This is a genomic window from Glaciihabitans sp. GrIS 2.15 (assembly GCF_035984695.1).
Lineage (GTDB): Bacteria > Actinomycetota > Actinomycetes > Actinomycetales > Microbacteriaceae > Lacisediminihabitans.
Window position 1 is genome coordinate 12,841 of sequence record NZ_JAXCHU010000015.1, and the last position, 21,444, is coordinate 34,284.

Consider the following 21,444-nt stretch of genomic DNA (forward strand, 5'->3'; position numbering starts at 1 on the left):
ATGAACGTCACACTAGCTGCTGCCGCCGCCAATTTCGGCCGAGATCTCGAGGAGAACTACGCGACAATCGCGCGCCTGCTCGCCGATGCCCGAACGCAAGGGGCTGCCCTTCTGGCGTTGCCCGAAGCCACTCTTGGAGGCTATCTGTCGAGCCTCGGCGGCGTCGGTGATCCTCGAAAGCCGAAATCTTTGCCGCCCGCTCTTCGCCTGGACGGACCAGAGCTTGCGCGGGTGATCTCAATGGCCGGTGAGATGATCATCGTGCTCGGCATTTGCGAAGCTTACGGACCGGAAAACAAGCTCGTCCGCTACAACACAGCGGTCGCTCTCGACGGGACCGGCATCCTCGGCCTACACCGCAAGGTTCATCAGCCCCTCGGCGAGAACATGTCGTATGACCCCGGCACCGAGTTCGCGGCATTCGAGTCGCCGATCGGCCGGATGGGATTGCTCATCTGCCAAGACAAAGCATTCCCCGAAGCTGCGCGGTCATTGGCGCTCGATGATGCAGCGGTGATCGTCTGTATTTCTGCCTGGCCAGGATCGCGCACCGGATCTACAGCAGACCTGCAGGAAGACCGCTGGACCAAGAGGTTCACAATCTTCGATCAGGCCCGCGCCCTCGAGAACCAGGTCGTTTGGGTCGCGTCGAACCAGTCAGGAACCTTCGGCACGTTGCGCTATGTCGGCAACGCAAAAATCGTATCGCCTGGGGGCGAGATCCTCGCGACTACCGGTGTCGACGAAGGGCTGGCTGTGGCGTCGGTCGATGTCGCCGGATCACTCGCGACAGCCAGACGGGCCATGTTTTATCTTGGCGATCGCCGGCCGGAGCTTTATCGGGTGAAGTCGGTCGCTCATGCCTGAAATGACGTTCACCGTGCGGTGGCCAGACGGAACTGAGGCAGACCTGTATTCGCCCTCTCTCATCATGCACGACCACCTAACCGTCGGGGGCAAGTACCCCGTCGAAGAATTCGTATATAAAACATCGACAGCGCTGGACGAGGCGAGCGAGCGCGTCAAAGCCAGATACGGCTTCGAATGCACCTCGGCCCAAGCGCAGAAGTCGCAAATCGTCCTGACGTCGGAGCAGTACCGCGCCGACGAGCCCGTCACCGTATTAGATATGCAACCGCCTCTACCGAAAGATGTGCCATGACTTCGACTCCCGTTACTGTGCTGATTGTCGGAGCAGGCCAAGCCGGCCTTGCGCTGAGTTGGCACCTCACTAAGCGCGGCGTCGATCACGTGCTCATCGAACGCGACACAATCGGCCACGAATGGCGAGACGGCAGGTGGAACAACTTCACCCTCGTGACACCGAACTGGCAATGCCAGCTTCCCGGGTTCAGTTACGACGGTGGAGAGCCAAACGGCTTCATGAAACGCAACGAGGTGCTGGCCTTCCTGCGGAGGTACGCCGCAACCTTCGCCCCGCCCGTTCGTGAAGGGGTCGAAGTCATTTCGCTGATGCAACGCGACACCGGCGGCTACCTCGTTGCAACCACCGACGGGAACTATGAAGCATCAAGTGTCGTGATAGCGACAGGCGGCTACCATCACCCCGTAATACCAGCATTGGCTGCACAAATTCCGGAGAGCATCTTGCAATTGCATTCGTCTGAGTATCGAGAGGCTGCAGACTTGCCCGACGGCGCTGTACTGGTGGTTGGTTCGGGGCAGTCGGGAGCGCAGATTGCGGAAGATCTCTTTCTGGACGGCCGCGACGTGCATCTGGCTATTGGCGGAGCTCCGCGCGTTGCCCGTTTCTACCGCGGTCGAGACTGTGTCGCGTGGCTACACGACATGGGCACCTACGACGTTCCAGTCAGCCAGCAGGCAGGAGGGCAATCGAAGCGAGAGTCAACCAACCACTACGTCACCGGTCGAGATGGCGGACGTGACATCGATCTGCGGCAGTTCGCTGTTGACGGCATGCACCTCTATGGGCGACTGACGGGGATCGACGGCTGGAAGCTCTCGTTCGCGCCGACCCTCGAGGCGTCGCTGGATTCCGCGGATGCTGTCAATGAGTCGATCAAAAACGACATCGACGGCTATATCGAGCGCTCGGGAATCAATGCTCCTGCTGAACTACGCATCGGCCCGATCTGGCGGCCCGCAGCTGAACCCGAGGCGCTCGACTTGGCTGCGACCGTGGTTTCTACCGTGATTTGGTCGATCGGCTATAGAGCCGACTACCGTTGGGTGAAGGTCGGCGTCTTCGATGGTGCCGGGCACCCAACGCATCATCGCGGCGTGACCTCCGCTGACGGGCTCTACTTTCTGGGCTTGCCGTGGCTGCACACCTGGGGCTCGGGCAGGTTTGCCTCAATCGCCCGCGACTCGGAATACCTGGCTGATGTGATCGAGCAGGCTGTCCTGGTCGCCGATTCTCAGACGCAGGCGAATGTCTGAGGGAGCAACCAACTCCTAAACTGATGCGCATGTCAGAGATCACCATCGCAGCTGTCGCGGCGCACTTCGGCCGCGACATCCAGCGTGCCATGCCGAAAATCGCCGGTATCATCGGCGACGCTCGGGCGGCTGGCGCGTCGCTGCTGGTCTTTCCTGACGCGACACTCGGTGGGTACATCACCGACCTGCGCGACCCTGACTTGGCCGAGCTGCCTCCGGCGCTCACACTTGACAGCCCGGAGATCGAGGCCATCCGCGCTCTGGCCGACGATATGGTCGTGTGCATCGGGTTCACAGAGGCCCGAAACGGACTTCTGTACAACACGGCCGTGTGCCTGTCGACGTCAGGAATCTGGGGAGTTCACCGGAAGGTTCACCGACCACTCAACGAAGCGCGGGTTTACGCGCGCGGCGATTCGTTCGCTGCCTTCGACACTCCCATCGGCCGAGTCGGGATGCTCATCGACTATGACAAGACTTTTCCGGAGGGAGCACGGGCACTCGCGGACGGCGGAGCGCACATCATCATCTGTCTGGCCGCCTGGCCGGCGAGCACGACCGACCGGGTCGAGAACCTCGCACTCGACCGGCAGTCGAGACTGTTCGACCTGTATGACGGTGCCCGGGCTGCTGAGAACCAAGTCGTGCTCGTCTCCTCCAACCAGACCGGCGTTACCGGCGGTTTACGCTTTCTAGGCCAGGCGAAGATCGTCGGGCCTGGCGGTGATGTCCTGGCACGAACCGGAGCGAAGGGTGCTCTCGCCGTCGCCACCCTTGACACCGAGTATGAAGTGAGCCGCGCGCGGCGGGTGCTTTACCACCTCGAAGAGCGTGTTTTCGACGCCTACGTCACAAGGACGCCTGTCTGATGCGCGTCGCGCTGCTGACATACTCGACAAAGCCGCGGGGCGGGGTGGTGCACACGCTCGCTCTTGCGGAGGCGTTGGTCGTGGCGGGCGCCGAGGTCACTGTCGTGACCTTGGGGCGCGGCGGGGACACGGCTTTCTTCCGGTCGGTCGATCCAGCGGTGCATCTGCACATCGTGCCTTTCGCTTCACAAGACGGCGAGTCAGTGGGGGAGCGGATTCTCCGTTCCATAGGGACGCTTCGAGCGGGTTTTGACCCGTCGTCGTTCGACATCGTGCACGCCGAAGACTGCATTTCCGCTAACGCGGTCGACCGAGTCATTCGTACTGTGCATCACATCGACACCTTCACCACTCCAGAGCTCATCCGCTGCCACGACCGGGCCATCGTGGAACCGGTTGCCCTGGTCACAGTCTCTGGTTCTGTCGCCACAGAGGTGCTCAGCGGCTGGAACCGCACCGCGACGGTGATTCCGAATGGAGTCGACAGCGCCGCTTTCGAGAGCGCGGCAAGTCTTGGCGGCGAGCCAGGCCGATCTCGGTGGCGTGCCGAACTCGGCGAGTATGTGCTTGCCGTCGGCGGAATCGAACCCCGAAAAGGCACAATCGACCTCCTCGAGGCATTCGCTCTTCTCCGTGAGCACCACCCACAGCTCTCCCTTGTCATCGCCGGCGGTGAGACTCTTTTTGACTACAGCAGCTACCGAGAAGCATTCGACTCCAGGGCCTCCGAACTTGGTGTGGCCGTGCGAGTGCTCGGCACCGTCGAGCAGAACCGGATGCCGACGCTCCTGGCCGCGGCCTCCGCCTTCTCATTTGTGTCGACCAAAGAGGGCTTTGGCCTCGCCGCAATGGAAGCGCTCGCTGCCGGCACCCCTGTCGTCGCACGGGACCTGCCAGTGCTGCGAGAGGTCTTCGGCGATGCTGTGGTGTACGCGTCGGAGCCGGGTTCCATCGCCGTGCGGCTCGAGGAAGCGTTGACGCGCGATGCAACAGAACAAGGCCAGGAGCTCGCCCGGTCATTTACTTGGGCCGCCGCCGCCGCCGCCCATCTCGACCTGTACCGGTCGGTGTCAGCGTGACCAAAATGCCCATTGGCGAAGCCCTCCGCTGGCTGGCGGACCAAGACCCGCACGCGCCAGCTGTGCGCGACCGGCAGATGTCGCTCACCCGCGCCGAGTTCGTCGAGGCAATGGAACGATACGCAGAAGTGTTGCTTGCTGAAGGTGTGCGGGTCGACGACCTCGTAACCATCCGACTCCCGAACACCGTGGAATTTGTCATCGTGTGCGCCGCCATCTGGCTCGTGGGCGCGACTCCCCAGCCGCTTAATTCTCGGCTCCCGCCTACAGAGCAGCGCGACGTCGTCGAACGCGCTGATGCCCGAGTAGTCATCGGCGCCACGCAGGATGAGTTCCCCGGGCGGCGAGTGGTGGCCGCATCTGGAGTGGGCGGGGTGTCGCGGTATAGCGGGCCGGCACTCGTGGCTCGAAGCTGGAAAGCACCCACCTCTAGTGGTAGTACGGGCACGCCAAAGATCGTTCTGGCGGGATCATCCGCTCGATTCGATCCGACCGCCCGGGTCGCAGCGTTCATTCCGCGCGAGGCCACTCAACTTGTCGTAGCGCCCTTAGCCCATTCGGCGCCTTTCACCTACGCGATGCGGGGTCTTATGACGGGCCATTCCCTCGTCATCGAACCGCGCTTCGACCCGCGAGACACCCTGCGCGCAATTGTCCGAGAACACATCACATGGGTGATGCTCGTGCCGACGATGATGCACCGAATGCTTCGCCTGCCCGCGGAGGAGCGCGCCACCTTCGACCTCACGAGCCTCGATTCGATCCTGCACATCGGCGCCCCATGTGCACCTCACACGAAACGTGGCTGGATCGAATGGATCGGGGCCGAGAAGGTCACCGAGGTCTACGCGGGCAGCGAATCAGCCGGTCTCACAATGATCCGCGGCGACGAATGGCTCCAGCGCCCCGGATCTGTCGGGCGACCCATTGGTGGATCGCAGATGCGGGTGGTCTCCACCACAACGGGCGCCGAACTTACAGCGGGCGAAGTGGGGCTGGTGCAAATGCGGCGTAAAGGGCCCCGAACCTACCGATACGTCGGCACTGAGACGTCGGTGGTTGACGGTTGGCACACCCTCGGCGATCTCGGAAAGACCGACAGTGATGGGTTCCTCTGGATCCTCGACCGTGCCGATGACCTGATCGTGCGCGGCGGGGAGAAGATCGCTCCGATCACGATAGAACAGGCCCTTGAAGCGCACCCCGCAGTGCGATCGGCGGTCGCGTTCGGCCAGGCAGATGACGACCTCGGCCAACGTGTCGTCGCCATCGCCGACATCGCAAACGCCAGTGTTGGTGCGACCGAGCTGATGGCCTGGGCACGCGGCATACTGGGGCCGAACTTACCCGACGAGATACGCAGCAGTACCGAACCGCTCCGGGACGACGCGGGCAAAGTCAGGCGCCAGACGTTCACAACGGGGGGCCATACGCCTGCGATCTAGTCATGATTTACCGCCGCGTCGGGAGCAAGGCCTGGCTGCTCGACGATCCGGGGTCTGATTATTGAAGGAATAAAGACGTTCTCGAAGGGCTTTTTTAGTCCCGGATTTTTTGCCGCGTTCGTTCTGGTAAAAAAACAGAATTCAGGCCGAGAAAGCGCCCGGTGAGGGAACGGCGGATTCAAGCGGTCGTTGCAACGATGGGTTTTTCTGGGTTTGACAGTAGTCGTTGCATGGCTTGGGCGGGGGTGATCCCGCCGAGTGTTTTGCGGGGCCGATTGTTGAGTTCGGTTGCGACTTCGAGCAGCCGTTCGGGTGAATGGATGGAGAGGTCGGTGCCCTTCGGAAAGTATTGGCGCAGCAACCCGTTCGTATTCTCGTTGGTGCCTCGTTGCCAGGGCGAGTGTGGGTCGCAGAAATAGATCGCCATCTTGGTCGCCAGGGTGATCTGCCGGTGCTGGGCCAGCTCGGTTCCCTGATCCCAGGTCAGGGACTTGGCCAGCCGTTCGGGAAGGGTTTTGATGGTTGCCAGTAGGCCATCACGAACGGTGATCGCGTTGTGGTCGCCGGGAAGGTGGACCAGCATGGTGAACCGGGTCTGACGTTCCACCAAAGTTGCAATCGCGGACCGGCAGTTCGACCCCAGGATCAGATCCCCCTCCTAATGACCGGGAACAGCACGGTCGGCCACTTCCGCAGGCCGCTGGCTGATCATGATCATGTCCGGGATCTTGCCCGAGTTTTTTGCGGCAGGTCGTCTTGGACGTCTGATCGCGCGGCCGGTGCGCAAGTGTTGATGCAGGTCAGCCCGCAGGTGGCCACGGCCTTGAACATAGAGTGCTTGGTAGATCGTCTCGGGACTCACCCGCATCTCCTGCCGGTCCGGAAATACCACTGCCAGGTGATCACTGATCTGTTCCGGACTCCATTTCACACACAACTTCGCCTGCACCAAGGATGCCAGTTCCGGGTGGTCGAACTTACTCCCCTTGGGGCGGCGGCCCCGATGCTCGGCCTGTTTCTGCGCAGCATACGGGGCATACCGGGTTCGTGCTCGCGGGCTGGTCTTGGATCCACCTCGGGCCAGCTCCCGACTGATTGTGCCGGCCGAGCGGCCCACTTCGACAGCGATCATCCGCATACTGGTCCCCGTCAGGTGCAGGTCAGCGATCTGCACCCGCTCCTCCACAGACAGGTAACGCCCCGATAGCTTCGGCTTCGGCAACGGAACCCGACCTCCTGTCGGTTGCCGCCAACGCCGTCCAGTTCGTCGATTCACCCCCACAGCATCACATGCTGCAGACGACGTCGAACCTCCGGCAACTAACACCCAGAACTGTTCCCGCTTCTGAACCAACGCATCCTTCGACCACACAGACAACACCTCACTGACAAACGAGTGTTGCAACGACCGGCTGAACCCGCCGTTCGCCTTGCGGACAGCGAGCCGAATGGGCATTGGTGGCCACAATGTCTGTCCCGGCACCATCCGGTTACATATTGTTGCTGGTCCTAGGGTGGGACGTGTGATCGCGGACCGAGAGTTGGAACGATGGATTGGCGAGATTCGACGGGAACCCGATGCTCCTCTTTCCGTCGAAGGATTGCGCGCTCCCCGACTCCGGCCGAAAGGCCCCGAGGTTGCTGCGGTCACGGATCTCGTCGTCGGAACAGCCCTACAGTGCCCGGGCCGGTTGTATTCCATCGGGATAGTCGGCGCACCATTTGTCGTTTATGTTCACGGCGGTGGGTTCGTTTTTGGGGACCTCAAGTCGCATGATCGCGCGTGCAGACGTCTTGCCGTTGAGGGGGAGATCAATGTTTTCGCCGTTGATTACAGATGCGCCCCTGAGTCTCCGGCCCCCGCAGCCGTTGATGACGTCGAAGCGGCGCTCGACTGGTTGATTGAGCATCACGCGGGGGCACAAATAGGTCTCGCTGGGGACAGTGCCGGCGGCCTCATCGGTTTTCTCGCCGCGCGTCGAATGGTCGACAAGGGGCTCACGCTTGCTGGCCAACTGTTACTCAACCCGAATGCCGATCTGACCTTGAGCAGTCCGAGCGTTCAAAGTAAGGGGCGCGGCTGGGGATTGAGTGCCGTTGCTCTTCACTGGTTCGTGGCGCAATGGCTACCGGGGGCGACAGCTTCACAACTTGCGGAGTTCAGTCCGGTTGTCCATAGCGCTGTCGGTATGCCGCCGACCCTTCTGGTCACGAGTGAACACGATCCTTTGAGAGATGAGGGTTTCGAACTAGTTGAGGTTTTGCGTGTCGGAGGCGCTCTAGCTGAGCACAGGCATCTCGACGGTATGGTGCACGGCTTTGTGAATCTTGACCTCGTGTCACCGACGGCGAAGTTCGAAGGCGACCGAATATTCCGCGACTTCGGGGCGATTCTGCGAGTACAGAAAGGTTCGTAGGCCTCTCGTCCCAATGAACGGTCCGCGTGGGGGCGTGTTCGATATGGTCGTCTCCGTGAACGAAGAACTGCGCGAGCAAACTCGATCGGCATACGATGCGGTGGCTTCTGACTATGCGACGATAATTCCCGACACAGGCTTCGAGGCGCCGCTTGACCTAGCGATGGTCAATGAATTCGTAAGCGAGGTTGCCAAGCGTCCTGCTTCGAAGGTCTTGGACGCTGGATGCGGGGCCGGCCGGATGGTGACCTACCTCCAGTCGCAATCCCCGTCACTTGATGTAGTCGGCATCGATCTGTCAGCGGAGATGATCGCGCTCGCGCAGTCTGCGCACCCGACCGCCAAATTCCGCCAGACAGATCTTTCGGATACTCGATTTCCGGAAGGTGAGTTCGACGGCATTCTTGCCTGGTATTCGATCATTCACACCGAGCCGGATCAGCTCGCCGAGATCGTTGCTGAATTCGCTCGAATTCTCCGATCTGAGGGGCTAGTGCTGTTTGGCTACCAGGTCGGTGCCGGAGAACGCCAGTTGAACAGGCCGTACGGACACGACGTCGAGCTGCGGGCATTCCTGCACCGAACCGACGACGTCATCGCGACTCTCACCAACGGTGGTTTCGACCTCATCGCGAAGCTGGATCGTACGCCGCGCACGTCGGAGCGACATGCTCAGGGTTTTGTACTCGCGCGACGCCAGTAACTGTCGCAGTCACCGTTCCGCGAACAGGACAAGGATGCTACCTTCCCATTTGATCCGCGCCCACATTGGGGTACCGTGCGGGTCGAAGCGGACGCCGCAACACCGTCGCAGCTGGGCCATTGCGGCCTGTCATACTCGGTCATGCTTCAAATACGCCCTAGCTGCGAATGTTGTGATCGAGATCTCGCCGTCGACGCGGACGACGTATGGATCTGCACCTTTGAATGCACCTGGTGTGCCGATTGCGTGGATACGTTTCCTGGCCGGGCTTGCCCTAATTATGGTGGAAACCTTGAACGCCGACCCGTGCGTCCGGCACAAGCTCTCATTAGGAATCCTGCGTCGACGACCAAGGTCACAGCAACCCACTGCGTGGAACGTATGACAGCCCACGCCTCTGTGTGAGTCGCCTTCTCACCGCGAACGTACTAGATGGTGTGCGGGCCAGCCGTGTCCCATTCGAGGTTCCCCTTACGGGCGGCCGATCGGGTCGAAAAGTGGTCTCCGGCGGGCCGCAGTGATAGCGGAAAAAGTAGCCCGCTGATCGTCCGGCTTGCCGGCAGCATGTGCATTTCGGTCGGTGGGGTGTCGTTGCGACCGGCCTTGCTCCTGCCCGGTGGTTAGTCTGTGACCATGGTCGCTACTGTGAAAAGAGCCTCTCTGGATGATGTGGAAGACGTAGGTCGTGTCCACTACGAGGCTCACGTCGAGACCTACTCGGGCAAGTTTCCTGGCGGAGTGATCGAGAGCTTTCCCGCCAGTTCACGGGCCAAGATGTGGACCCGGTTTCTGAACGAGGACCTCGGCGAGTTGTGGGTGGCCGAGTGGGAAGGGCGCATCGTAGGTTTCGCCTCCACAAGTTCTCCGCGTGAAGAATCGCCGTGTAGGGATCTGGAGCTGGGCAGCATCTACTTGCTCGCCTCTCACCACGGTTCAGGGCTTGGCCAGGATCTCCTCGATGTTGCTCTCAGCGGCCGACAGGCGTCCCTGTGGGTATTGGACGACAATCCGAGGGCACACGCGTTTTATGCTCGGAATGGTTTTTCGCCCGACGGAATGAACAAAGTAGACGAGAACTTCGGCGGTGTTCCCGAAATCAGAATGATTCGGTGAGAGTCGACCAAAGGTACCCCTGCGGGCACCCCTCTTTGGTCGAAATCCGGTTTCGAGCCCACTCTCGCGATGGCGCAGAAACCCGCCCGCTGGTCGTTCCGCTTGCACGCGGGCCTGCGGGATTTCTGGCGGGGCTCTGGCCACGATTGTGTCCGCCCACGCGATCACGCCGCGAAAGCGGTGACGCCATCGCGCCATAGCCGCTGGAAGTGGGACGCGATCAGTGACGTCGTCCGATGAGCAGGTACGTCAGTGAGCCGGCAGTGTTCAGCGCGCTGGCGACACGCCACACGCGTTTGTTTCCTCGTACCTGCGTGACTGGCCGTTGGCGAAGGTCGCGCCAGGTTAAGGCAGTGATGATCACGTGGGTGCCGAGTGCCAAAGGCAGGAGGAGTGCGGAGCGCTTGGGCAGTGTCATCTCAACGGGACACCGCGAGACTGGCGGCGAGCGTTTCGGGGTTGTCGCAACCGACTACCAGCTCGTCGTAATCTGCGCCGTCCAGGCGGACCAAGACGCCGCGTGAATGGCCGTGGTGAACGACGACGAATGCTTTCTTGCTTTCATGCCGGATGGTCCCCACAACGAGAACTCCAGGAATTCCGGTGCCGGTGCGGATGCCGTGCACCACATCCAAGGCATCATCTACCACCTCAACACTCCGAACGGATGCGACCGGTACCCGGATATCGCGGGCATGAACGGCCTCGAGCTTCTCCATCTCATTGAGTGAGAGAACCAGCTCGTCGCCTTGCACCGTCAAATCAGCCACTTCAACATCCTCTTTCACTCCTATGGGGGACCCTTGTTATTGGTCTACTTGACATTAATATGATTTGTCAATTTATAATTTACGTATGTCTGATGCTTTCTCCGCGGCTGCGGCCCGTCTTCACCGCGAAATCGGCGCGATTCTTGCAGCACCCGTCTTGAGCAGTGAGGCGATGCCGTTGGGCCCACTGCGGGCTTCGATTGAGGTGCAAGCGCAGGCCGCCCTATTGGTTGCCGCAGCCGCGGAAAAGGCGCGCGACGCCGGTTGTACTTGGCAAGAGATCGGCGATGTTCTGGGTGTCTCACGCCAGGCAGCCTTTCAACGATTCGGCAAACCGATCGACCCTAGAACAGGAGAAACAATGGACACCACACCGTCACCTGAAGCCATCACATTGGCTGAGGCCGTCGTCGATGCTCTTTCCCGCGGGGCCTGGGAGGAGGTCACTGATCGGTTCGATGCGCAGATGCGTGACGGCCTGACCGGCGAGGGTCTGGCAGCGGCCTGGGCGCAAATTATCGGAATGGCCGGTGCCTTCCAAAGGCGAGGTGAGACTAAGGCCGCACGTGCGGCCGATATCACGATCACGAACACGCCGCTCGTGTTCGAAGCCGGCGAATTCACCGCGCGTATCTCTTTCCGCGACGACCACACGATCGCAGGGTTGTACATCCTGCCTCAAGGCGAATCCCGATGAGTCAATATGGACAGCCCAACCACACGCAAGGCCATCCGGTTGCGATCGAGGCCGATCCGCCAGCGCTGCCTACCCTTGCCGTCGTGCCATGGCGTGGCGTGATCATGTTCGTGATCCTCGCTTGTGCGCTGGCATGGCTGGTTGCGCTGCCGTTGTGGTTGGGTGGCACCGGACTACGCAGTCCGCTGACCGGGCTGCTGCTGCCGGTGATGATGTTTACACCTCTGGTATCTGTACTGATGGTCGTCTTCTTCGTGCAGAAGCCGCGACCGCGGCCACTTCCCGCCTACCTGGGCATCTGGCCGCTCCGGCCGCTCAAACGCACCATCTGGATGTGCGTCTTCGCCATCTTCGGGAGCGCACTGATAGTCATCGCGGGTGTGTTCCTGGCCGCCGCGTTCGGGCTTGTCCATCTGGATCTGGCCCACTTTTCCGGGTTTGCCGCCACCCTGCAGGCCGCGATAACACACGCAGGCGTTAAGGTCGGGCCTCTGCCGACCGGACTGATCGTGTTAGTTCAACTGTTGTTGATTCCGTTCGCCGCACTGATTAACGGGTTTGTGACCATCGGAGAAGAGCTCGGCTGGCGTGGCTACCTCCTGCCTAGCCTGCGACCATTGGGAACATGCCCGGCCCTGCTGATCTCTGGTGCTGTCTGGGGGTTCTGGCACAGCCCGATCATCCTGCTCGGCTACAACTTCAACCAACCCAACCTGTTCGGTGTCGCAATGATGATGGGAGGCTGCATCCTTTACGGGGTGCTGCTGGGCTGGCTGCGGCTACGCACCGCATCCGTGTGGCCGTCGGTCTTCGCACACGGGGCCTTCAACGCCACCGCAGGATTCCTCGCGCTGGTAATCGCCGCCAACACCAGCGCCAATCCGGTAGCCACCGGCCCGTTGGGTTGGGCTACGTGGATTGTGATGGCCGGCGTCATCATCGTGCTGCTGGCAAACAGACAATTCTCAGTGCAACCGCGCCTGCAACGCCGCCCACCACGGGCCGCCGTTCTTCGCCAGACCACCAGCAGTCAGCCTGGGTAACCGACAACCGGGCGCGGACGTTCACAGCGGTACACCAACACGGCAGTAACCCGCAGCCGGTGGACCTCGCTGAGCTATCCAGGAGCCTCCACACAGATGTATAAGACGTTCCGCTTACTGGCGGGCGATCCGGGTGAAAAGTGGGTTCGGGCGTGGTCTCGCGATGGTCGGAAATGCCGCCCGGTGGTCGTTCCGCTTGCAGGCCGGGACTTGTTTCCATATTGAGGGTGCGTTGCGTATCCGTCTGGCTGCCCTGCACGGTGACTACCTCTTGGTTATGCAACATTGGCTCAAGTTGTGCGGTGTCGATACCCTGAGGCATGACTTACCAAGCAAATTTTGCCGGCTACACGATTGCTGCCGCAATGCTCGTCGTCGTCGTCGTGACGCAGCTGGCCGCGTCGGGAAGGATCCGCCGAAATGGCTTCATTGGACTCAGGATTCCGCCAACGATGGCCAGTGACGCTGCGTGGGTTGCAGGTCATCGGGCCGCTTTGGTGCCGTCATGGATTGGCTTCGTTGTCGTAGCGATCGCTGCAGGGGCAGCCCAGTTCACCCCGGGAGCCATGACTGCTTGCATCGTGCTCTTGTTTCTTTTCCTGGGATGGTCTGTCGTGGCTGCGTGGCGAGGAGCGAGAGCAGCAACGCGCTGAAACAAGATGTGAGCAGGCCGCCAGATCTAGTGATCTGGCGAGATTCACTCGTGCGTAAGGGGTTCGTCTATCGGGACGAACCTTCGGAAGAAGCTTGTCTCTTGGTTGAGAGAGCCTTCTCAGCGAAATCTTTCATGGCAGCAGCTAGCCATTCCGGCAAGTTCGGATCGATGTCAGCCACAAGGTCGCGCTGAAACCCCGGCTCGAGGTACAGGTCCGCGAGGCCTGCGTAGGCCTCTTTTCCCGGAGTCCAGGTCTCGCTGATGAGGTCATAGTGGCTTTGGACCAGAGAGGCAGCTTCTGATGATTGAGGTGCATACCCTTGCCTCATCGTGTCAGTCAGCTCTTCGTACAGGGCTTTGCCTCTTTGGGCGGCTGCTTCGTAGTCTCGTTCATCCCATTCGGCGGTGATTGTCTCGTGGGAAGTAAACGCGGAGTCAATTTGTGGACCGAACCGTTCGAGGAGGTCCTTCCGAAGGGCTCCTCGCGTTGTCCGTAGGCCTTCAAAGAAGTTCTGTTCACCGATCTGGCTGCCGCCGGCCATCTCTTTCAGGGTGCGATCTAGAGTGGAAAGCAGATCCGTTAGGCGGTCGCGCTCTTCTGCGACAAGTGCCCGATGCGCGGTGAGAGCCTCATGTTCCTCTGCTGCATCGTTCCGCGACAGAATGTCTTTGATCGCTGGCAATGACAGCCCGTAATCCCTCAGCAAGAGGATGCGTTGGAGTCGGAAAAGTTGCTCGCGTTCGTACCAGCGATATCCGTTAACGCTGACCCTGCTCGGGTGCAGCAGGCCAAGTTTGTCGTAATGGCGCAGCATCCGTGCGCTAATCCCGGCGAGATTGGCAACCTGGCTGATGGAAAGTGACATGCCAACAGTTTATGGACTTGACCTTGACACAGTGTCAACTTCTATGGTGATCAGATGAACAGCTTTTCCGTAATGAACGCCAAGATCTTCGACGGACGCAGATCCATCCCGGCAAGGACGATCAGGGTCGAAAACGGGCACATCGCCGAGGTTGGATCCCTGGGAATGAGAGAGTCGGATCCTGGCGTCATCGATGCTCGGGGCGGCACGATTCTGCCCGGACTCATTGATGCGCACGTGCACTTGCTCCCCGGTTCGCTTCGTCAAGCGGCGACGTTCGGGGTCACGACGCTCATCGATCAGTTCAGCAAGCCTGACCTCACGGCATCGGAGGCAACCTTTCGTGCACAGCCGGGATACGCCGACTTTCGGACTTCCAGCATCGGAGCAACAGCGCCCGGGGGCCACCCCACTATGGCCTACTCTCCGTTCCCCTATCTCGAAGGACCGAGCGGCGCAGACCAGTTTGTAGCGGAACGGGTTTCTGAAGGTGCCACACACATCAAGGTGCTCTACGAAGATGGATCAACGAGCCCCCACGCGACGCCGGCTTTGAACTTGGACACGATTCGGTCTCTGGTTCGCGCGGCTCACGAGGCGAATCTCATCGTGGTGGCACATGCGACCACTTCGAAGGCAGCGATCGACGTTGTCCGCTGCGGCGTCGATGTCCTTGCTCATGCTCCCTTCGACGAGATTGCTCCAGTGCAGCTTTCCGAGATCGCCCGTAGCGGCGTGAAGGTGATCACAACAATGTCAATCGCTGACGGGTTCCCTGGCGCGAACCGGAAGTTGCCGATCCTGGGGCACCCCGAACTCGCACGGAGGCTCGGGGCAGCCTGGACGAAAGTTATCGAGCAGCAAAGTCAACGATGGCTCCCCGACCCATTGCCGGACTTCTCCATAATCGCGGTGAATGTTCGCAACCTCCGGGCCGTCGGCGTATCACTCCTTGCCGGAACCGACGCCCCGAATCCGGGAATCATCCACGGCGCCAGCATGCACCGAGAGCTACAGCATCTTGTCTCGGCCGGGCTCACACCCACCGCAGCACTCACCGCAGCAACGGGCTCGACAGCAGAGGCATTCAACCTTCACGACCGCGGCACGATCGCCGTGGGCCAACGTGCAGATCTTCTCCTTGTCACCGGTGACCCAACAGTACGAATCACCGACACACAAAACATCCGTCACGTGTGGGTTCGAGGACACCCAGTCGACCTACACGGCTATGTCTTAAGCGATGACGAAGCGTCAAGCATCGCCTCACTTCACGCAACAACCGCGAAAATTATGACGGCCATTATCCAACTCTGGCCAGAATTCCCTGCCAGCGGCACCCGTCACACTCCCTCGACCGAATGAGTGAACAATGATTCCTCCAACCTGGACCGCGGTCCACAGAGACGCCGACAACGAACTCCTCGGCTACCTCGCGCCCACAGCCGACGACGGAACTCATGTAGTCCCAACTACAGTCTTCGGCTATCACCTTGCCGACCCATGTCAGGTGTCGGAGGCGGTCGAAGTTCTCGAATCCACAGGTTTGAGCTATCTAGCGGACCGGTGGGAGCTGACCATCGACTCGCACCCCGAACCGATCGCCGTTCGAATTGTCGAGGCAAGTCCTGGCCACGTGACCGTTCAGAGCATCGACTACGGCTACGCAGGCGGATACGGAACTCGCTTCACGTTGGAGACACCGACCGATGACTGCCTCCAGCGACGCTAACGATTCGATTTCGGGTTGCTGATCGTGGTCCGCCGCAACCCCGTCCTGTAGGGGGTTCGGCTTGCGGCCATACCGGCTAACCATTCCGCATTTATCGGGCGTGCGGGCGCCTCAACCCCGCGAGATAGGCTCTCGGTGGTGAGCACACATGCGTTTTCGATCCGACGAACGGTTGAGTCCGACTGGCGTCAGATCCATGATCTGCGCGTAGAGATGATCCGCGATACCCCGACGGCTTACGCCGAAACACTCGAGGAAGCACTCGGCCATGACGAGGCCGAGTGGAGAATGCGCGGGAACCGCGGCACCGGCGAACACGGCATCGCGATCGTGGGGATAGCCGACTCTGGACTCTGGATTGGAACGATGGCTGGATTCGTGCCCGATCCCGACACGGGACCACTTCTCGTGGGCGTGTATGTAGCTCCGGAGTTTCGTGGCAGCCAGATGGGTCTGACCGATGCGCTATTGGCGACAGTAGAAGAATGGGCCCGCACCGAGAGCAGCCGGTTGACCCTTCATGTACACGAAGACAACGCTCGCGCATGGAAGGCCTACGAACACCGAGGCTTCGTGGCCACGGGCCAGACGGCCCCGTACAACCTCGACCCCAGCAAGAGCGAACTAGAAATGGTCAAGCAGCTCTAACATTTAACGCGCACGCCTTGGAGGTCGTTCGCGACGCTCGCCCGACTCATGTCGCGTTCGAGGTTCCCGTAGGACCTCCCGCCTGCGGGCTGCATCGATAGCTTGGGTGACCACCGCTGGTGGGGTGTGCAGTCGATTGCGGTTGTGCGCTGATCCAGGGCACGAAACAGGTGACTTCAGTTCTGACCGAGAGGCGACTGCGGTGGCCTGACTCGCGTCGGCGGGGGTATTTGTTCTGCATGATGACTCTGACCCCTTAGAGTCGAGGCAATGTCTGCTCTTACTCTGCTGCGTGAGCCACAGTTTCGGCGGATCTTTCTCGCGCAGTCGGTAAGCACCCTTGGTGACCAGATTGCGCCGATCGCTGTCGCGTTCGCTGTGCTGGCGACAACCCATTCCGCTACCGCGCTCGGGTTGGTGCTCGCCGGTCGAACTGTTCCGCTGGTCGTTTTTGTGTTGCTGGGTGGCGCGTGGGCTGACCGATTGCCGCGTAAGAGCCTCATGGTTACCAGCGATTTGGTGCGGTTATGCACTCAGGGTGCGTTTGCGCTGATCCTGACGCAGCATTCCCCGGCGCTGTGGGCGATGGTCCTGCTGCAGGCGGGAAATGGTGCGGCGAGTGCTTTCTTCCGGCCCGCATCCACGGGACTGGTGCAGGAGGCTGTTCCCGCCGCCGAGCGGCAAAGTGCGAACGGGTTACTGTCGGCGACGAGTAACATCTCCGCCATCGCAGGCCCGGTGATCGCCGCCATACTCATCGCCCTCGTCGGCAATGCTTGGGCAGTCGGGGCGGATGCGATCTCTTTCGGTATCAGCGCAATATTCCTGGCCCAAGTGGTCGTACCGCCACGTGTGCTCAAGGAACGTATCGGCATCGTGCGGGAGATCGCGGAAGGGTTCCGTGCGATCATCGCAACTCGGTGGATCGGACTGATGATCCTGGAATTTTCGATCTTCCAACTCTTTGTGCTCGGAACATACAGCGTGCTAGGCCCCGTCATCGCGCAAAGTCACTACCAAGGGGCGACAACGTGGGCTGTCATCGCCGCAGTAACCGGTGTTGGCGCGTTGGTGGGAGATGCGATCTCCCTGCGGATCAGGCCGAAACATCCGCTCCTCGTGGCCAATAGCTTCAGTCTGGGCTGCATGGCCCTGCTCGTGGCCCTCGCCCTCAACGCACCGCTGCCCGTCCTTATCGCGTGCGCTGTATTATTCGGCCTCGGATTCAGCATCCCGAACACGTTGTGGTTCACGGCACTGCAAGACAACGTTCCTGCCCATCTGATTGCCCGGGTCTCATCGTTCGACTGGATGGGTTCGACAGCGCTTCGACCAATTGGACTTGCGATAGTCGCCCCGATTGCTGCAGTGTTCGGGCCCGCGGTCGTGTTGCTGGTTGCTGCCGGTGTCACAGCCGCGACGCTCGTCGGCGTCACCGCACACCCCAGCGTGAGGGGGCTTCGCACGAGCATCCTGCCGAACGCAGATGAGTCGCAAGCAACAACCGCTGAGCTCAAGTAACCCCATCCAGCACCCTGCACCCTGCGCTCTGCGCCCTGTGACCTGCGCCTGTTACCCCACGGCGTTTGCGACGGCGGGATCCACCTTCCGCTTACGGGCAGCGAATCGATCGAAAAGTGCTCTCAGGAGTGCTTTCGCGAGTGCACGAAATCGCGTCCGTTGATCGTCCGGCTCGCGGGCTTGAAACCCCGGCGCTGTGCCTGCAAGCCGGACTTTGCTAGCTGATTAGTTCCAAAGTGGAACCTTCGTGCAGGGCGAGGTAGACGGTATTGCGTATCTCGTTTGCCTCGCTGTCGGTGAGTGTGGTCGACAAGGGACGAAGAGTAATTCTTACTAGCGCGTTGATCTGGTGTGGGCTGAGCGCGAGACGATCTCTCGCCTGCTCTGGCAAATCTACATACGAAGTCACGTTGAGGACTTCGACTGACTCGAGGTCGTCAACGCGGGCCCCCAAAGCTGTCCGGATGGTATCGCCGAGAGTTTCCTCGTCTGTGTTCTCATCAATGACGATGGAAAGATCCCGCCGGATTAGGGGCATCACGGACACAGGCATCCACGGCGTGAGGTCTAACATCTGCGAGGCGATTCTTGGATCCGTTGCCCGTAACAGCCGTATGTCGTCAAGGCCTTTGCGGAGCATCAGCGCACGGTCGAGGCCCATCCCTAACGCCAGTCCGCACCATTGGGCGGAGTCCAGGCCGGCTCTGTCGAATAGGTGTGGGGCGATCAGTCCGCATTCGGCGAGCTCGAGCCATTCGTCGTTGATCAGGACATCGATCTGCCGGCCCATTGTCGTGTAAGGGTGGGTGGCTGGAATTGTTCTCCAAATCGTTTCGGGCAGCACGGAATTGACTATTGTTGCGATCATTTTTTCGAGATCGTTTTCGTCAAGGCCGGGTTGTGAGCAGATTCGCCACAGATCTACCTGGTGGGGTGCTCCAACGTGGGTGCGGTCGATGGCATCCCGTCGATACACCAGCCCGGGCATCGCGACGAACTGATCAACATTCGCCTGTCCGGCGAGACTGGAAAGCAGCCATGGTACTGATGCAGAGGTATGGCTTCGGAGCATCACCGTTGGGCTTATATAGCGGGAGTATCGCTGGTCGCGAGTGACTGCGTTCGGATCGAAGCCGAGCCTGTCGTAGTTGTCTTCAACCGCGACTAAGGGGCTATGTCGCAGGGTTTCGTGCGGGATGCTCCAGGCGGAGGTGAGATCGGTGATGACGTTGGCCAAAATAATTTGCATGGCGTGAGCGCCTTGGTTCGGGTCGCTCAGGTCGCGAAGGGTGAGATTGTCGCCGAGCTCTGCAGGCGTGATGTATGAGGTCATGGGTAGGTCCTTTGTCGAAGTGGGGAGAGATGCGGAATCCCTCGACCCAATCCGACGCGTGGTACCTAGGCGCGTGCGACTAAGCCCTGGCGACCGGTATTCGGTCGAGGGCTGATAAATCGCAGCACAATGCGCATACCGGCAGCATAAGGCAGCAGCACCCGACGTCGTGGTTACCGTCCCCATTACGGCAATCTTCGTCACGCTACTCTCGGATTCATGGTGAAGGCTTTTATTCGACAAGCGACGGCCGACGATCTGGAGTTTCTTGAAGCGATCGAGAATGAAGCCGACGCGCTGTTCGCGACCGTGTTCTCGATAGTCGGCTGGCGGCCTGCTCCTTCTTATGCGGAGCCCTCACAGCAGAGTGGCTTCATCCTCGTAGCCAGCGACAGTCCGGGATCGGACCCGATCGGGTTTGCCCACGTCCTTGAAGTCTCTGGCAGCAGTCATCTCGAGCAGCTGTCGGTCAAGCCGTCGGCAGCGCATCGCGGACATGGGCGTGCTCTCGTCGAGGCAATCAAGAGCGAATCGAGAGAGCGCGGATGCAAACGGGTCACCCTGCGAACATTCGCGGACGTTCCATGGAACGTCCCCTTCTACTCGAGCTGTGGTTTTATCGAGCGTGATCCCGATTCTGATTTTCTTCGAGATCTACTGGCTGCAGAGCAACAGCGAGGACTTGGGTACGGCCGGCGTATTCAAATGAACTTCGACCTGACTGATGAGCTGCCCCAATAAAGGTTCGGCTATCGGGCGCTTTCGGAATTGGCCGAAGAGTCGAGCGATGTCAGGTACTCGACGTTGCCCCGCAGTGCGGGCTTGTACCGTTCAATCTCTTCCGAATGCACATTGTCGGCAAGCAGAGAGAGAAGGCTGCCGAGAGCGGTGTTGACCTGGCCGGCCGCATGCAGGCTCAAAGATTCGAATGCGCCGAGGGCGACCGAGTCCGGGAACTCCCTGCGCGCTTGCGCGAACACTGTCAGCGACTCGTCTAGGCGACCAAGGTTGCGGAGGGTGCTCCCGTATTGGAGGTAGCACCGGCGACGCACATCCCCTTCGAGCCCCTCGGTCATCGCTCGCTCGTAGAACCCCAGGGCGGTCGTCTCCTCGCCCGCGGTGTCGTACGCGCCGCCCACTTCGTAGAGAACTCGGGGGTCGAGCGGGTGCCGCTCATAGACATGGAGAAGGGCGGCAATCGTTGGGCCCATATTGTCTCGGTTGCGAGCCGCGAAGATGCGGTCCAACTCGATGTGCAGTTCGGTACTCATTGGTGAGTGACTCCTAGACTCGTGCCGGCCGCGCAGACGGGCGTGCTCAGGCTAACTGCCGGACTTGACTCATTTTGCTGTTGGTGGCTCGGACTTGAGCTTTGTGTCAGCGGATCTCCGGTACCGGGTATTTGAATCCGACGTGCGACGCTGTGAAGCCAAGTCGTTCATAGAACCGGTGTGCGTCGACGCGTGCGGCGTCGGAGGTGAGTTGAACGAGTTGGGCACCATAAGACGGGGCGTTGTCCACAGCCCAACGGATCATTGCTCCGCCAATGCCTCGGCTCCTGTGGTCGGCGCGAACTCGGACAGCCTCGATCTGTAATCGGGAGGACCCGACCCGGGCAAGTCCTGGAATGACCGTGAGTTGCATCGTGCCAATCACTTCGCCTTCGGTCGACGTCGCCACAAGCAGCTGTTGGGCTGGATCTTTATCGATTGCGGCGAAGGCGCGCTCGTACGCGGGACGGTCCTCCGCTCGATCGGCGTCGCCGCGGGACGCACTGATCGGATCATCGGCGAGAAGCCCCAGAATTGCCGGCAAGTCGTTTCGCGTAGCGCGCCGGAGTGCGGCCGAGCCAGTGAACAGGGTGAGAGTGACTTCGACCATCCATCGAGTATCCCAAACGCTCAGTTCCCCGACGGATCGTTCTCGCGGCGAACGTGTACCGCAGAGCGTTCCCATCTGAAAAAAATCTGGTGACGTCGGCCGGCTCTCGGAATCGCTCCAATTTCGTCCCGCTGGGCATCCGGTTTGCGGGCTACATGTCCGAAGACAATCGGCGCGATGCCTGGCCGGCTCGATTGGTTCAGTCGGCGCACAAGTCTTGAACCTGAGACGTCTGCAACGACGACAGTTTC

23 protein-coding genes and 1 pseudogene are annotated in these 21,444 nt (G+C 60.6%); 18 read left to right on the plus strand and 6 right to left on the minus strand.

Annotated elements, in window-relative coordinates; all coding sequences use genetic code 11:
- Genes RCH11_RS16285 through RCH11_RS16310 form a run of 6 tightly spaced genes read left to right on the plus strand, consistent with a single transcriptional unit; the run spans position 1 to position 5,814 of the window.
- Positions 1-867, plus strand: coding sequence for a carbon-nitrogen hydrolase family protein (locus RCH11_RS16285; RefSeq protein WP_327058078.1), 867 nt, complete (start codon positions 1-3; stop codon positions 865-867).
- Positions 860-1,162, plus strand: a complete 303-nt coding sequence (locus RCH11_RS16290) for an MSMEG_0570 family nitrogen starvation response protein (protein WP_327058079.1) — start codon at positions 860-862, stop codon at positions 1,160-1,162. Before RCH11_RS16285 ends, RCH11_RS16290 begins: the two co-directional genes overlap by 8 nt.
- Positions 1,159-2,421, plus strand: coding sequence for an MSMEG_0569 family flavin-dependent oxidoreductase (locus tag RCH11_RS16295; protein WP_327058080.1), 1,263 nt, complete (start codon positions 1,159-1,161; stop codon positions 2,419-2,421). The genes RCH11_RS16290 and RCH11_RS16295 overlap by 4 nt, the downstream gene beginning before the upstream one ends.
- A gap of 29 nt (positions 2,422-2,450) precedes the next feature.
- The gene (locus tag RCH11_RS16300; protein WP_327058081.1) at positions 2,451-3,290 is read left to right on the plus strand and encodes a carbon-nitrogen hydrolase family protein; all 840 of its coding nucleotides are present in this window, start codon (positions 2,451-2,453) and stop codon (positions 3,288-3,290) included.
- Positions 3,290-4,369: an MSMEG_0565 family glycosyltransferase gene (locus RCH11_RS16305; RefSeq protein ID WP_327058082.1), complete on the plus strand. Its 1,080-nt coding sequence runs from the start codon at positions 3,290-3,292 to the stop codon at positions 4,367-4,369. Before RCH11_RS16300 ends, RCH11_RS16305 begins: the two co-directional genes overlap by 1 nt.
- A gap of 5 nt (positions 4,370-4,374) precedes the next feature.
- Positions 4,375-5,814: an AMP-binding protein gene (locus RCH11_RS16310; protein WP_327058083.1), complete on the plus strand. Its 1,440-nt coding sequence runs from the start codon at positions 4,375-4,377 to the stop codon at positions 5,812-5,814.
- 178 nt (positions 5,815-5,992) lie between these two features.
- Here RCH11_RS16310 and RCH11_RS16315 read toward each other — a convergent pair.
- Positions 5,993-7,168 (minus strand): annotated as a pseudogene (locus RCH11_RS16315) (IS30 family transposase).
- 337 nt (positions 7,169-7,505) lie between these two features.
- Between RCH11_RS16315 and RCH11_RS16320 the strand changes: the two are divergent.
- The 4 genes from RCH11_RS16320 (at position 7,506) to RCH11_RS16335 (ending at position 10,047) form a co-directional block, all read left to right on the plus strand.
- A complete protein-coding gene (locus tag RCH11_RS16320; protein ID WP_327058084.1) occupies positions 7,506-8,231 on the plus strand; it encodes an alpha/beta hydrolase in 726 nt (241 codons plus the stop codon).
- Between the two features lie 13 nt (positions 8,232-8,244).
- The gene (locus RCH11_RS16325) at positions 8,245-8,934 is read left to right on the plus strand and encodes a class I SAM-dependent DNA methyltransferase (protein ID WP_327058085.1); all 690 of its coding nucleotides are present in this window, start codon (positions 8,245-8,247) and stop codon (positions 8,932-8,934) included.
- A gap of 141 nt (positions 8,935-9,075) precedes the next feature.
- Positions 9,076-9,339, plus strand: a complete 264-nt coding sequence (locus RCH11_RS16330; RefSeq protein ID WP_327058086.1) for a DUF1272 domain-containing protein — start codon at positions 9,076-9,078, stop codon at positions 9,337-9,339.
- A gap of 228 nt (positions 9,340-9,567) precedes the next feature.
- Complete coding sequence (locus RCH11_RS16335) at positions 9,568-10,047, plus strand: GNAT family N-acetyltransferase (protein ID WP_327058112.1); 480 nt, start codon at positions 9,568-9,570, stop codon at positions 10,045-10,047.
- Positions 10,048-10,466: 419 nt separating this feature from the next.
- Here the strand turns inward: RCH11_RS16335 and RCH11_RS16340 are convergent, their stop codons facing one another.
- Positions 10,467-10,817, minus strand: a complete 351-nt coding sequence (locus tag RCH11_RS16340; RefSeq protein ID WP_327058087.1) for a hypothetical protein — start codon at positions 10,815-10,817, stop codon at positions 10,467-10,469.
- 85 nt (positions 10,818-10,902) lie between these two features.
- Here RCH11_RS16340 and RCH11_RS16345 point away from each other — a divergent pair, with 85 nt between their 5' ends.
- The 3 genes from RCH11_RS16345 to RCH11_RS16355 all read left to right on the plus strand — a co-directional run bounded on the left by RCH11_RS16345 (position 10,903) and on the right by RCH11_RS16355 (position 13,210).
- Positions 10,903-11,514, plus strand: coding sequence for a DUF3887 domain-containing protein (locus RCH11_RS16345; RefSeq protein WP_327058088.1), 612 nt, complete (start codon positions 10,903-10,905; stop codon positions 11,512-11,514).
- Positions 11,511-12,557 carry a CPBP family intramembrane glutamic endopeptidase gene (locus RCH11_RS16350; RefSeq protein ID WP_327058089.1) on the plus strand — a complete coding sequence of 349 codons (1,047 nt, stop codon included), beginning with the start codon at positions 11,511-11,513 and terminating at the stop codon, positions 12,555-12,557. Before RCH11_RS16345 ends, RCH11_RS16350 begins: the two co-directional genes overlap by 4 nt.
- A gap of 320 nt (positions 12,558-12,877) precedes the next feature.
- Positions 12,878-13,210, plus strand: coding sequence for an SdpI family protein (locus RCH11_RS16355; protein ID WP_327058090.1), 333 nt, complete (start codon positions 12,878-12,880; stop codon positions 13,208-13,210).
- Positions 13,211-13,277: 67 nt separating this feature from the next.
- On the opposite strand, the gene RCH11_RS16360 is transcribed toward RCH11_RS16355, so the two are convergent.
- On the minus strand, positions 13,278-14,078 hold the full coding sequence (locus RCH11_RS16360) for a MerR family transcriptional regulator (protein ID WP_327058091.1): 801 nt from the start codon (positions 14,076-14,078) through the stop codon (positions 13,278-13,280).
- A gap of 54 nt (positions 14,079-14,132) precedes the next feature.
- On the opposite strand from RCH11_RS16360, the gene RCH11_RS16365 reads away from it, so the two are divergent.
- The 4 genes from RCH11_RS16365 to RCH11_RS16380 all read left to right on the plus strand — a co-directional run bounded on the left by RCH11_RS16365 (position 14,133) and on the right by RCH11_RS16380 (position 17,979).
- Positions 14,133-15,443 (plus strand): amidohydrolase family protein, encoded by a 1,311-nt coding sequence (locus tag RCH11_RS16365; protein WP_327058092.1) that lies wholly within the window; start codon positions 14,133-14,135, stop codon positions 15,441-15,443.
- 7 nt (positions 15,444-15,450) lie between these two features.
- Positions 15,451-15,810: a hypothetical protein gene (locus RCH11_RS16370; RefSeq protein WP_327058093.1), complete on the plus strand. Its 360-nt coding sequence runs from the start codon at positions 15,451-15,453 to the stop codon at positions 15,808-15,810.
- Between the two features lie 138 nt (positions 15,811-15,948).
- The gene (locus tag RCH11_RS16375) at positions 15,949-16,458 is read left to right on the plus strand and encodes a GNAT family N-acetyltransferase (RefSeq protein ID WP_327058094.1); all 510 of its coding nucleotides are present in this window, start codon (positions 15,949-15,951) and stop codon (positions 16,456-16,458) included.
- Positions 16,459-16,728: 270 nt separating this feature from the next.
- Positions 16,729-17,979, plus strand: a complete 1,251-nt coding sequence (locus RCH11_RS16380) for an MFS transporter (RefSeq protein WP_327058095.1) — start codon at positions 16,729-16,731, stop codon at positions 17,977-17,979.
- Positions 17,980-18,196: 217 nt separating this feature from the next.
- Here RCH11_RS16380 and srmL read toward each other — a convergent pair whose 3' ends face one another.
- Positions 18,197-19,312 carry a PheS-related mystery ligase SrmL gene (gene srmL, locus RCH11_RS16385; RefSeq protein ID WP_327058096.1) on the minus strand — a complete coding sequence of 372 codons (1,116 nt, stop codon included), beginning with the start codon at positions 19,310-19,312 and terminating at the stop codon, positions 18,197-18,199.
- A 219-nt stretch (positions 19,313-19,531) separates the two neighbouring features.
- Here srmL and RCH11_RS16390 point away from each other — a divergent pair, with 219 nt between their 5' ends.
- On the plus strand, positions 19,532-20,053 hold the full coding sequence (locus tag RCH11_RS16390; protein WP_327058097.1) for a GNAT family N-acetyltransferase: 522 nt from the start codon (positions 19,532-19,534) through the stop codon (positions 20,051-20,053).
- Between the two features lie 8 nt (positions 20,054-20,061).
- Here the strand turns inward: RCH11_RS16390 and RCH11_RS16395 are convergent, their stop codons facing one another.
- Together RCH11_RS16395 and RCH11_RS16400 are read right to left on the minus strand one after the other, a co-directional pair.
- Positions 20,062-20,583 (minus strand): tetratricopeptide repeat protein, encoded by a 522-nt coding sequence (locus tag RCH11_RS16395; RefSeq protein ID WP_327058098.1) that lies wholly within the window; start codon positions 20,581-20,583, stop codon positions 20,062-20,064.
- A 106-nt stretch (positions 20,584-20,689) separates the two neighbouring features.
- Positions 20,690-21,193 (minus strand): GNAT family N-acetyltransferase, encoded by a 504-nt coding sequence (locus RCH11_RS16400; protein ID WP_327058099.1) that lies wholly within the window; start codon positions 21,191-21,193, stop codon positions 20,690-20,692.
- Positions 21,194-21,444: the final 251 nt, after the last annotated feature.

What these genes read in the sequence shown, in the direction of transcription:
- srmL (WP_327058096.1), bottom strand. Translation starts at nt 19,312, where the DNA reads ATGACCTCATACATCACGCCTGCAGAGCTCGGCGACAATCTCACCCTT.
- RCH11_RS16300 (WP_327058081.1), top strand. Translation starts at nt 2,451, where the DNA reads ATGTCAGAGATCACCATCGCAGCTGTCGCGGCGCACTTCGGCCGCGAC.
- RCH11_RS16390 (WP_327058097.1), top strand. Translation starts at nt 19,532, where the DNA reads ATGGTGAAGGCTTTTATTCGACAAGCGACGGCCGACGATCTGGAGTTT.
- RCH11_RS16370 (WP_327058093.1), top strand. Translation starts at nt 15,451, where the DNA reads ATGATTCCTCCAACCTGGACCGCGGTCCACAGAGACGCCGACAACGAA.
- RCH11_RS16345 (WP_327058088.1), top strand. Translation starts at nt 10,903, where the DNA reads ATGTCTGATGCTTTCTCCGCGGCTGCGGCCCGTCTTCACCGCGAAATC.
- RCH11_RS16310 (WP_327058083.1), top strand. Translation starts at nt 4,375, where the DNA reads ATGCCCATTGGCGAAGCCCTCCGCTGGCTGGCGGACCAAGACCCGCAC.
- RCH11_RS16395 (WP_327058098.1), bottom strand. Translation starts at nt 20,583, where the DNA reads ATGAGTACCGAACTGCACATCGAGTTGGACCGCATCTTCGCGGCTCGC.
- RCH11_RS16330 (WP_327058086.1), top strand. Translation starts at nt 9,076, where the DNA reads ATGCTTCAAATACGCCCTAGCTGCGAATGTTGTGATCGAGATCTCGCC.
- RCH11_RS16295 (WP_327058080.1), top strand. Translation starts at nt 1,159, where the DNA reads ATGACTTCGACTCCCGTTACTGTGCTGATTGTCGGAGCAGGCCAAGCC.
- RCH11_RS16365 (WP_327058092.1), top strand. Translation starts at nt 14,133, where the DNA reads ATGAACAGCTTTTCCGTAATGAACGCCAAGATCTTCGACGGACGCAGA.
- RCH11_RS16350 (WP_327058089.1), top strand. Translation starts at nt 11,511, where the DNA reads ATGAGTCAATATGGACAGCCCAACCACACGCAAGGCCATCCGGTTGCG.
- RCH11_RS16355 (WP_327058090.1), top strand. Translation starts at nt 12,878, where the DNA reads ATGACTTACCAAGCAAATTTTGCCGGCTACACGATTGCTGCCGCAATG.
- RCH11_RS16305 (WP_327058082.1), top strand. Translation starts at nt 3,290, where the DNA reads ATGCGCGTCGCGCTGCTGACATACTCGACAAAGCCGCGGGGCGGGGTG.
- RCH11_RS16400 (WP_327058099.1), bottom strand. Translation starts at nt 21,193, where the DNA reads ATGGTCGAAGTCACTCTCACCCTGTTCACTGGCTCGGCCGCACTCCGG.
- RCH11_RS16380 (WP_327058095.1), top strand. Translation starts at nt 16,729, where the DNA reads ATGTCTGCTCTTACTCTGCTGCGTGAGCCACAGTTTCGGCGGATCTTT.
- RCH11_RS16360 (WP_327058091.1), bottom strand. Translation starts at nt 14,078, where the DNA reads ATGTCACTTTCCATCAGCCAGGTTGCCAATCTCGCCGGGATTAGCGCA.
- RCH11_RS16290 (WP_327058079.1), top strand. Translation starts at nt 860, where the DNA reads ATGCCTGAAATGACGTTCACCGTGCGGTGGCCAGACGGAACTGAGGCA.
- RCH11_RS16285 (WP_327058078.1), top strand. Translation starts at nt 1, where the DNA reads ATGAACGTCACACTAGCTGCTGCCGCCGCCAATTTCGGCCGAGATCTC.
- RCH11_RS16335 (WP_327058112.1), top strand. Translation starts at nt 9,568, where the DNA reads ATGGTCGCTACTGTGAAAAGAGCCTCTCTGGATGATGTGGAAGACGTA.
- RCH11_RS16325 (WP_327058085.1), top strand. Translation starts at nt 8,245, where the DNA reads ATGAACGGTCCGCGTGGGGGCGTGTTCGATATGGTCGTCTCCGTGAAC.